At 34.6% G+C, this 6,893-nt stretch carries 6 protein-coding genes, 6 tRNA genes and 1 rRNA gene; 11 read left to right on the top strand and 2 right to left on the bottom strand.

Translation table 11 applies throughout. The annotated features are described in order from the left end of the window. The 11 genes from rrf to glmM all read left to right on the top strand — a co-directional run bounded on the left by rrf (position 1) and on the right by glmM (position 5,041). Positions 1 to 114 (top strand): 5S ribosomal RNA (gene rrf, locus KA883_RS11010). 15 nt (positions 115 to 129) lie between these two features. Continuing rightward, a tRNA-Asn gene (locus KA883_RS11005) sits at positions 130 to 204 on the top strand. A gap of 3 nt (positions 205 to 207) precedes the next feature. Next, a tRNA-Glu gene (locus KA883_RS11000) sits at positions 208 to 279 on the top strand. A 12-nt stretch (positions 280 to 291) separates the two neighbouring features. Further along, a tRNA-Val gene (locus KA883_RS10995) sits at positions 292 to 367 on the top strand. An 18-nt stretch (positions 368 to 385) separates the two neighbouring features. Further along, a tRNA-Tyr gene (locus tag KA883_RS10990) sits at positions 386 to 469 on the top strand. A gap of 4 nt (positions 470 to 473) precedes the next feature. Continuing rightward, positions 474 to 548: transfer RNA gene (locus tag KA883_RS10985), tRNA-Gln, on the top strand. A gap of 3 nt (positions 549 to 551) precedes the next feature. Next, a tRNA-Lys gene (locus KA883_RS10980) sits at positions 552 to 624 on the top strand. 251 nt (positions 625 to 875) lie between these two features. Further along, a complete protein-coding gene (gene rocF / locus KA883_RS10975) occupies positions 876 to 1,781 on the top strand; it encodes an arginase (protein WP_046207707.1) in 906 nt (301 codons plus the stop codon). Between the two features lie 139 nt (positions 1,782 to 1,920). Further along, on the top strand, positions 1,921 to 2,727 hold the full coding sequence (gene cdaA, locus KA883_RS10970; RefSeq protein ID WP_019467737.1) for a diadenylate cyclase CdaA: 807 nt from the start codon (positions 1,921 to 1,923) through the stop codon (positions 2,725 to 2,727). Position 2,728: 1 nt separating this feature from the next. Further along, the gene (locus tag KA883_RS10965; protein ID WP_046207708.1) at positions 2,729 to 3,661 is read left to right on the top strand and encodes a CdaR family protein; all 933 of its coding nucleotides are present in this window, start codon (positions 2,729 to 2,731) and stop codon (positions 3,659 to 3,661) included. Positions 3,662 to 3,685: 24 nt separating this feature from the next. Then, complete coding sequence (glmM, locus tag KA883_RS10960) at positions 3,686 to 5,041, top strand: phosphoglucosamine mutase (RefSeq protein ID WP_046207709.1); 1,356 nt, start codon at positions 3,686 to 3,688, stop codon at positions 5,039 to 5,041. A 310-nt stretch (positions 5,042 to 5,351) separates the two neighbouring features. Here the strand turns inward: glmM and KA883_RS10955 are convergent, their stop codons facing one another. Both KA883_RS10955 and KA883_RS10950 read right to left on the bottom strand, forming a co-directional pair. Continuing rightward, on the bottom strand, positions 5,352 to 6,455 hold the full coding sequence (locus tag KA883_RS10955; RefSeq protein WP_046207710.1) for a mannitol-1-phosphate 5-dehydrogenase: 1,104 nt from the start codon (positions 6,453 to 6,455) through the stop codon (positions 5,352 to 5,354). Further along, positions 6,455 to 6,889 carry a PTS mannitol transporter subunit IIA gene (locus tag KA883_RS10950; RefSeq protein WP_046207711.1) on the bottom strand — a complete coding sequence of 145 codons (435 nt, stop codon included), beginning with the start codon at positions 6,887 to 6,889 and terminating at the stop codon, positions 6,455 to 6,457. Before KA883_RS10950 ends, KA883_RS10955 begins: the two co-directional genes overlap by 1 nt. Positions 6,890 to 6,893: the final 4 nt, after the last annotated feature.

The following is a 6,893-nucleotide window of genomic DNA, read 5'->3' as shown; positions in this document are numbered from 1 at the left end:
CTGGTGACTATATCATGGAGGTCACACCTTTTCCCATGCCGATCTAAGAAGTTAAGCTCCTTAGCGCCGATGGTAGTCGTACTTACGTTAAGCAAGAGTAGGAAGTTGCCAGGCAATATATATTATTATTCCACAGTAGCTCAGTGGTAGAGCTATCGGCTGTTAACCGATCGGTCGTAGGTTCGAGTCCTACCTGTGGAGCCATATGGCCCCGTGGTCAAGCGGTTAAGACACCGCCCTTTCACGGCGGTAACACGGGTTCGAGTCCCGTCGGGGTCATTGATACATATTGGAGGATTAGCTCAGCTGGGAGAGCATCTGCCTTACAAGCAGGGGGTCGGCGGTTCGAACCCGTCATCCTCCACCATTGTTAATTTAATAATACGGAGGGGTAGCGAAGTGGCTAAACGCGGCGGACTGTAAATCCGCTCCTTCGGGTTCGGCAGTTCGAATCTGCCCCCCTCCACCATTAATGGGCTATAGCCAAGCGGTAAGGCAACGGACTTTGACTCCGTCACGCGCTGGTTCGAATCCAGCTAGCCCAGCCATTAGAGCCATTAGCTCAGTTGGTAGAGCATCTGACTTTTAATCAGAGGGTCAGAGGTTCGAATCCTCTATGGCTCACTTTTAAGCATTCCTTCGGGAATGCTTTTTTTGTTTTTTAATAGAAGTTTTTTAATATTTATTATATACATTTTTTTGTTTAAAATAATAAAATGACGTTGCTATATCTAGTTATTTTGAATTAAAAATCGTTATTTTGTTTCTTTATGTAATTTGCTTAAATTTACATAATTGGGGGCTTTTGTATTAGCTTGAAAGTCATATCACTTTAGATTATCCTAATATCAAACGAAAACAAAGGGGTTTTTTAAATGGATAAATTAGTAGAGATTATTGGTGCACCTTCGACTTATGGCCAAAAAAAATTGGGGGTAGATTTTGGACCGGACGCAATCCGTTATGCAGGTATTGTAGAACGAATACAAAATATTGGAATTAATGTTAAAGATTCAGGTAATATTAGTGTTCCTGCAATACATTTAGAGAAGTTCAACTCAGCTCAAAAAGGATTACGCAATTTAGATGAAATAGTTGAAGTATCTAACCAACTTAGTGAAACAGTATCACAAAGTGTTGATAATGGTAATTTTCCACTTATATTAGGTGGTGACCATTCCATAGCAATAGGCTCAATTTCTGGTATTAGTAAACACTATGAAAATTTAGGAGTGATTTGGTATGATGCACATGGTGATTTAAATGTACCTGAAGAATCACCTTCAGGTAATATACATGGGATGCCACTGCGAGTGTTGGCAGGCGAAGGGGACTCACGTTTAGTGAATATCTCTAATTATGCGCCAAAAGTTAGACCAGAGAACATTGTACTGATAGGTATGAGAGATTTAGATAAAGGAGAACGTCAATATATTAAAGAAAATAATATAAAAACATATACAATGGCCGATATTGATAAACTTGGGATTAAGCATGTGATGGAGGCAACTTTAGATTACTTGAAATCTAAAACAGATGGCATTCATTTGTCATTAGATGTAGATGCCTTAGATCCTGCTGAAACACCAGGAACTGGTACAAGAGTACTAGGAGGCTTAACATATAGAGAAAGTCATTTTGCGCTAGAATTATTACATAATTCAAATTTAATCACTTCCATGGATTTAGTTGAAGTAAATCCATTGATAGATATGAATAATCACACGGCAGAACAGGCAGTTTCATTAGTAGGTAGTTTCTTTGGTGAAACATTATTATAAAACAATAAAAGGAATAATATGGGGCTAATTCCATATTATTCCTTTTAATTTTATGATAAAAAATTAATACTTAATATGACAGTTAATGTTATGATTGGTATAATATATAACATGGGAACAGATAACCGGAGGAGATGTTATGGATTTATCCAACTTTTTTGATGATTGGAGTACAGTCAAAATAATTGCTAGTGTACTCGATTTGCTCATTGTATGGTATGTACTTTATCTTCTCATTACAGTATTTAAAGGTACAAAAGCGATTCAATTGCTGAAAGGTATTGTAGTAATTGTGATCGGCCAACAAGTGAGTAAAATGTTAAACTTAACAGCGACATCTCGTTTGTTTGATTTAGTAATACAATGGGGTGTTTTAGCTTTAATCGTTATATTTCAGCCGGAAATTAGACGTGCTTTAGAACAACTGGGTAGAGGAAGTCTATTTAAACGCTATTCTACAAGTTTGAATAGTGATGAAGACAAGCTTATTTCATCTGTTTCTAAGGCTGTTCAGTATATGGCTAAACGCCGGATTGGCGCATTAATCGTATTTGAAAAAGAAACAGGATTACAAGATTATATTGAAACAGGTATAGCAATGAATTCCGAAATTTCTCAAGAATTACTGACTAATGTGTTTATACCAAATACACCTTTACATGATGGTGCTATGATCATTCAAGCGAACAAAATTGCAAGTGCTGCCAGTTATTTGCCACTGTCAGACAGTGCTAAAATAGCTAAAAGTCTGGGAACAAGACATAGGGCAGCTGTGGGCATTTCAGAAGTTTCAGATGCATTTACAGTAGTAGTATCTGAAGAAACAGGATCTATTTCAGTCACGTTTGATGGTAAATTAAGAAAAGATATATCTAATGAAGCATTTGAAGAATTATTGGCTGAACATTGGTTTGGCACACACTTTCAAGAGAAAGGTGTGAATTAATATGTTAGAAAGTAAATGGGGATTAAGATTAATCGCATTAGTTTTAGCATTAGTATTCTTCTTATCTGTCAATAACATGTTTGGTAATATCTTTAATGCTGACCAACTGGGACAAAAATCTACTGAAACACTTCAGGATGTACCAGTACAAGTTAATTATGATAGTAAATCGTTATATGCTAGCGATGTACCGAATAAAGTGGATATTGAAATATCTGGTCCACAATCTCAAGTGTTGAAAGCTGAAAACGGCGAAAATATTAAAGCTGTACTTGATTTGAGTGGTGAGAAGGCTGGAAAACATACCACACAATTCAAGGTCAATGGTTTAAATAAAGACGTTGATTATACAGTTAAGCCAAAAGAAACAACAGTTAATCTTGAAGAAAAAGTTACTAAGAAACTTAAAGTAGAACCTGATGTGAGTGATAATGACTTAGATGCCAATTATAAAGTGAGTGACCAAAGCGTATCGCCTGAAACAGTTAAAGTTACTGGTGGTAGCAAGCAAATTGATAAAATTGCATACTTAAAAGCTACGTTTAAAGATAAAGATAAAATTAGTAAAGATACTACGGATATTGCACGTATCACTGCTTTTGATAGAAAACTCAATAAAATCAAAGTATTAATACAACCAAATGAAGTTAATTTGAGCGTCAAATTGGAAGATTATAGCAAGAAAGTAAAAGTGAAAACTAAAGCAATAGGCGCCTTACCTAAAGGTAAAGAGATAGATGATATAAAATTAGATAAGGAAGAAGTAGAAATTTTCGGTAATAGAAACGACATTCAAGATATTGACGAAATTACTGCAGAAATCGATTTAGATGGAGTTACAGAATCAACTGAAAAAAATGTAGAATTTAAATTACCAGATGACGTTTCAAAAATTGAACCAAATGAAACAACAGCAAAAATTAATATTAAATAGATTTTTATAAAGGAGATATAAATCATGGCAAAATATTTTGGTACAGACGGCGTAAGGGGCGTTGCAAACAAAGAATTAACGCCAGAACTTGCGTTTAAATTAGGGCGTTTTGGAGGTTACGTGTTAGCCCATAATGAAGGTGAAAAGCACCCTAAAGTACTAGTAGGTAGAGATACTCGTGTTTCTGGTGAAATGCTTGAATCTGCGTTGATCGCTGGATTGATTTCAATCGGTGCAGAAGTCATGCGTTTAGGCGTTATATCAACACCTGGCGTAGCATATTTAACTAAAGAGATGGAAGCTGAATTAGGTGTTATGATTTCTGCTTCTCATAATCCTGTCCCAGATAACGGTATTAAATTTTTCGGTTCAGATGGTTTCAAACTATCTGATGATCAAGAAAGAGAAATTGAGCAATTATTAGACCAAGAAAATCCAGAATTACCACGTCCTGTCGGTGAAGACATTGTGCATTATTCTGATTATTTTGAAGGTGCGCAGAAGTATTTAAGTTATTTAAAATCAACGATTGATGTTAACTTAGATGGTATGAAAATCGCCTTAGATGGTGCCCATGGTTCTACTTCATCTTTAGCACCGTTTTTATTTGGAGATTTAGAGGCTGATACAGTTACGGTTGGTTGTAATCCTAATGGTTATAATATTAATGATCATGTAGGATCAACACATCCAGAAACATTGTCTGAAAAAGTTGTTGAAGCTGAATGTGACTTTGGATTAGCGTTTGATGGTGATGGCGATAGAATAATCGCTATTGATGAAAATGGAGATATCGTTGACGGAGATCAAATTATGTTCATCATTGGTCAAGCAATGAGCAAGAACCAAGAATTAAATAATAATATGATCGTCTCAACCGTCATGAGTAATTTAGGATTCTACAAAGCTTTAGAAGATGAAGGTATTCAATCTAATAAAACAAAAGTAGGAGATCGTTACGTAGTTGAAGAAATGCGTAGAGGTAATTATAATTTAGGTGGAGAACAATCTGGCCATATCGTGTTAATGGATTATAACACTACTGGTGATGGTTTATTAACAGGCGTGCAGTTAGCAAGCATTATTAAAATGACTGGTAAAAGCTTGAGTCAACTTGCAAGACAAATGAAAAAATATCCTCAATCTTTAGTTAATGTGCGTGTGACTGATAAATATCGCGTAGAAGAAAATGTAGATGTTCAGGAAGTTATGACTAGAGTAGAGGTTGAAATGAACGGAGAAGGGCGTATTTTAGTTAGACCATCAGGAACGGAACCATTAGTAAGAGTTATGGTTGAAGCAGCAACTGATGAAGCAGCACAACATTATGCCCAAACAATTGCAGATGTAGTTAAAGAGAAAATGGGGTTAAATGAATAAGTTCTATGACTTATTTGAAACTGTTAATACAGATACTAATGATAGTGTTAGTACATGTATTGACAGTTTTTTTATTAGCTATAAACCAAACGAAGTGTGTAATTCATAATATTATATTTTAAATTCATTTTGTAAATTAAGTTAGGTAGATATCTAGTAGAATCAGAAGCATAAGAAAAGTACAGAATTGAGCTATAAAGTCACTTATTTCTTGCAAATACAACTAATGTTATAAAAATTAACTAAAAAGACTAATCCATATAAATGAGGATTAGTCTATAATTTTGGATATTTAATAATACATTATCTTTTATAAAACGTTGTATTCTTTGTTAATTTCAGAAGCCAAGTGATCATCAATTTTAGCATAATCTTTTAAGAAGGCTTCAACACCATAATCTTTAATATAATTATTTTTTTCAACTGTTTCTTGATCATTCGTATCATCGTATTTTAATAGTAATGCAGCTGCTTTAATTAAGGCATGATGTTTTAGATTATTTTGATAGAGATAATTTAATGGTTTAATTATTCTATCTTGAGGTCCAATTTTACGGATTGTGCCTCGACCAACACGAGTTACTTCATCTGAAAGATGAGGGTTTTTAAAGCGCTCAATAATTTTATCAACGTATTTTACTTGTTCTGATGTTGAAAAATCAAATTGGTTCGTAATGTATTGACTGGTTTCTTTTAAAACTTCTTCCAGGTCATGTTTGATTATTTTATCATTCATTGCATCTAAAATCGTAGGTTGATTATTATATCTACCAGCGTAGGCTAAGAATGCATGACCAGTGTTTACCGTCAATAATTTTCGTTCAATATAAGGCGTTAAATTAGACACGTATTTGATATGATCTAATTCTGGACCATACCATGCATCTTTTTCTACAACCCATTCATAGAAAGGTTCCACGATGACATCTAAAATATTCTCATTGGACTGCAGAGGAACAATTCGATCAACTGCAGAATTGACAAAATGAATATGGTCATCTAATGGACCAGTGATATCTAAGATTGCTTCTTTCAATGTGTTCGTAGCCATAATGGCATTTTCACATGCTACAATATTTACCGGTGTTTCTTTTTCTTTTAAATAAGGCGCAAACGTTTTAGCTATAATTGGTAAAATATTTACACCGACTGCAGTAGTAATTAAATCAGCTTCTAATACAGCTTGTTTTAATTTAGCAGAAGGTTGTCCTGAATTGATTGCGTCAACATTGTGCACACGAGTTGTTGTTTGCGCATCGTCAGCTAGTATCACATCATATTCATGTTTTGAATCTAAAGCATCAATAATTTCAGCATTGACATCTGCAAATGTAACTTTAATATCATTATCAGCTAAAATATAACCAATAAAACCACGACCAATGTTACCCGCACCAAAATGTAATGCTTTCATTATGCGTCAGCCTCCTCAAATACTTGTTTAATTTCTTCAGCTGATGAAGCATTGATAATGCGTTCAACATTTTCTTCTTCACTAAATGTGATAGCAATTTTTGATAGTAAATCTAAATGCTCACCATCTTTACCTGCGATACCTACAACCACTTTAACTTCTTCTCCATCCCAATCAACACCATCAGGAATTTGAATTAAAGTTAACCCTGATTTTAATACACTGGTTTTCGCTTCATCAGTACCGTGGGGAATGGCCAGTCCATTACCCATAAATGTTGTTACAACTTGCTCACGATCTTTCATAGCTTGAATGTAGTCTTCTGTAACTGCACCACTGGATACAAGTGCTTGTCCTGCTTTTTCAATTGCTTCGTTTTGATCTTTCACAGTTTGATTAATAAAAATATTGTCATTGCTAAATAATTCGCTCATATTA

This window comes from Staphylococcus sp. GDY8P54P (assembly GCF_017892645.1).
Lineage (GTDB): Bacteria > Bacillota > Bacilli > Staphylococcales > Staphylococcaceae > Staphylococcus > Staphylococcus ureilyticus.
The sequence above is the reverse complement of the archived record's forward strand: the minus strand, read 5'-3'. Positions and strand labels throughout refer to the sequence as shown.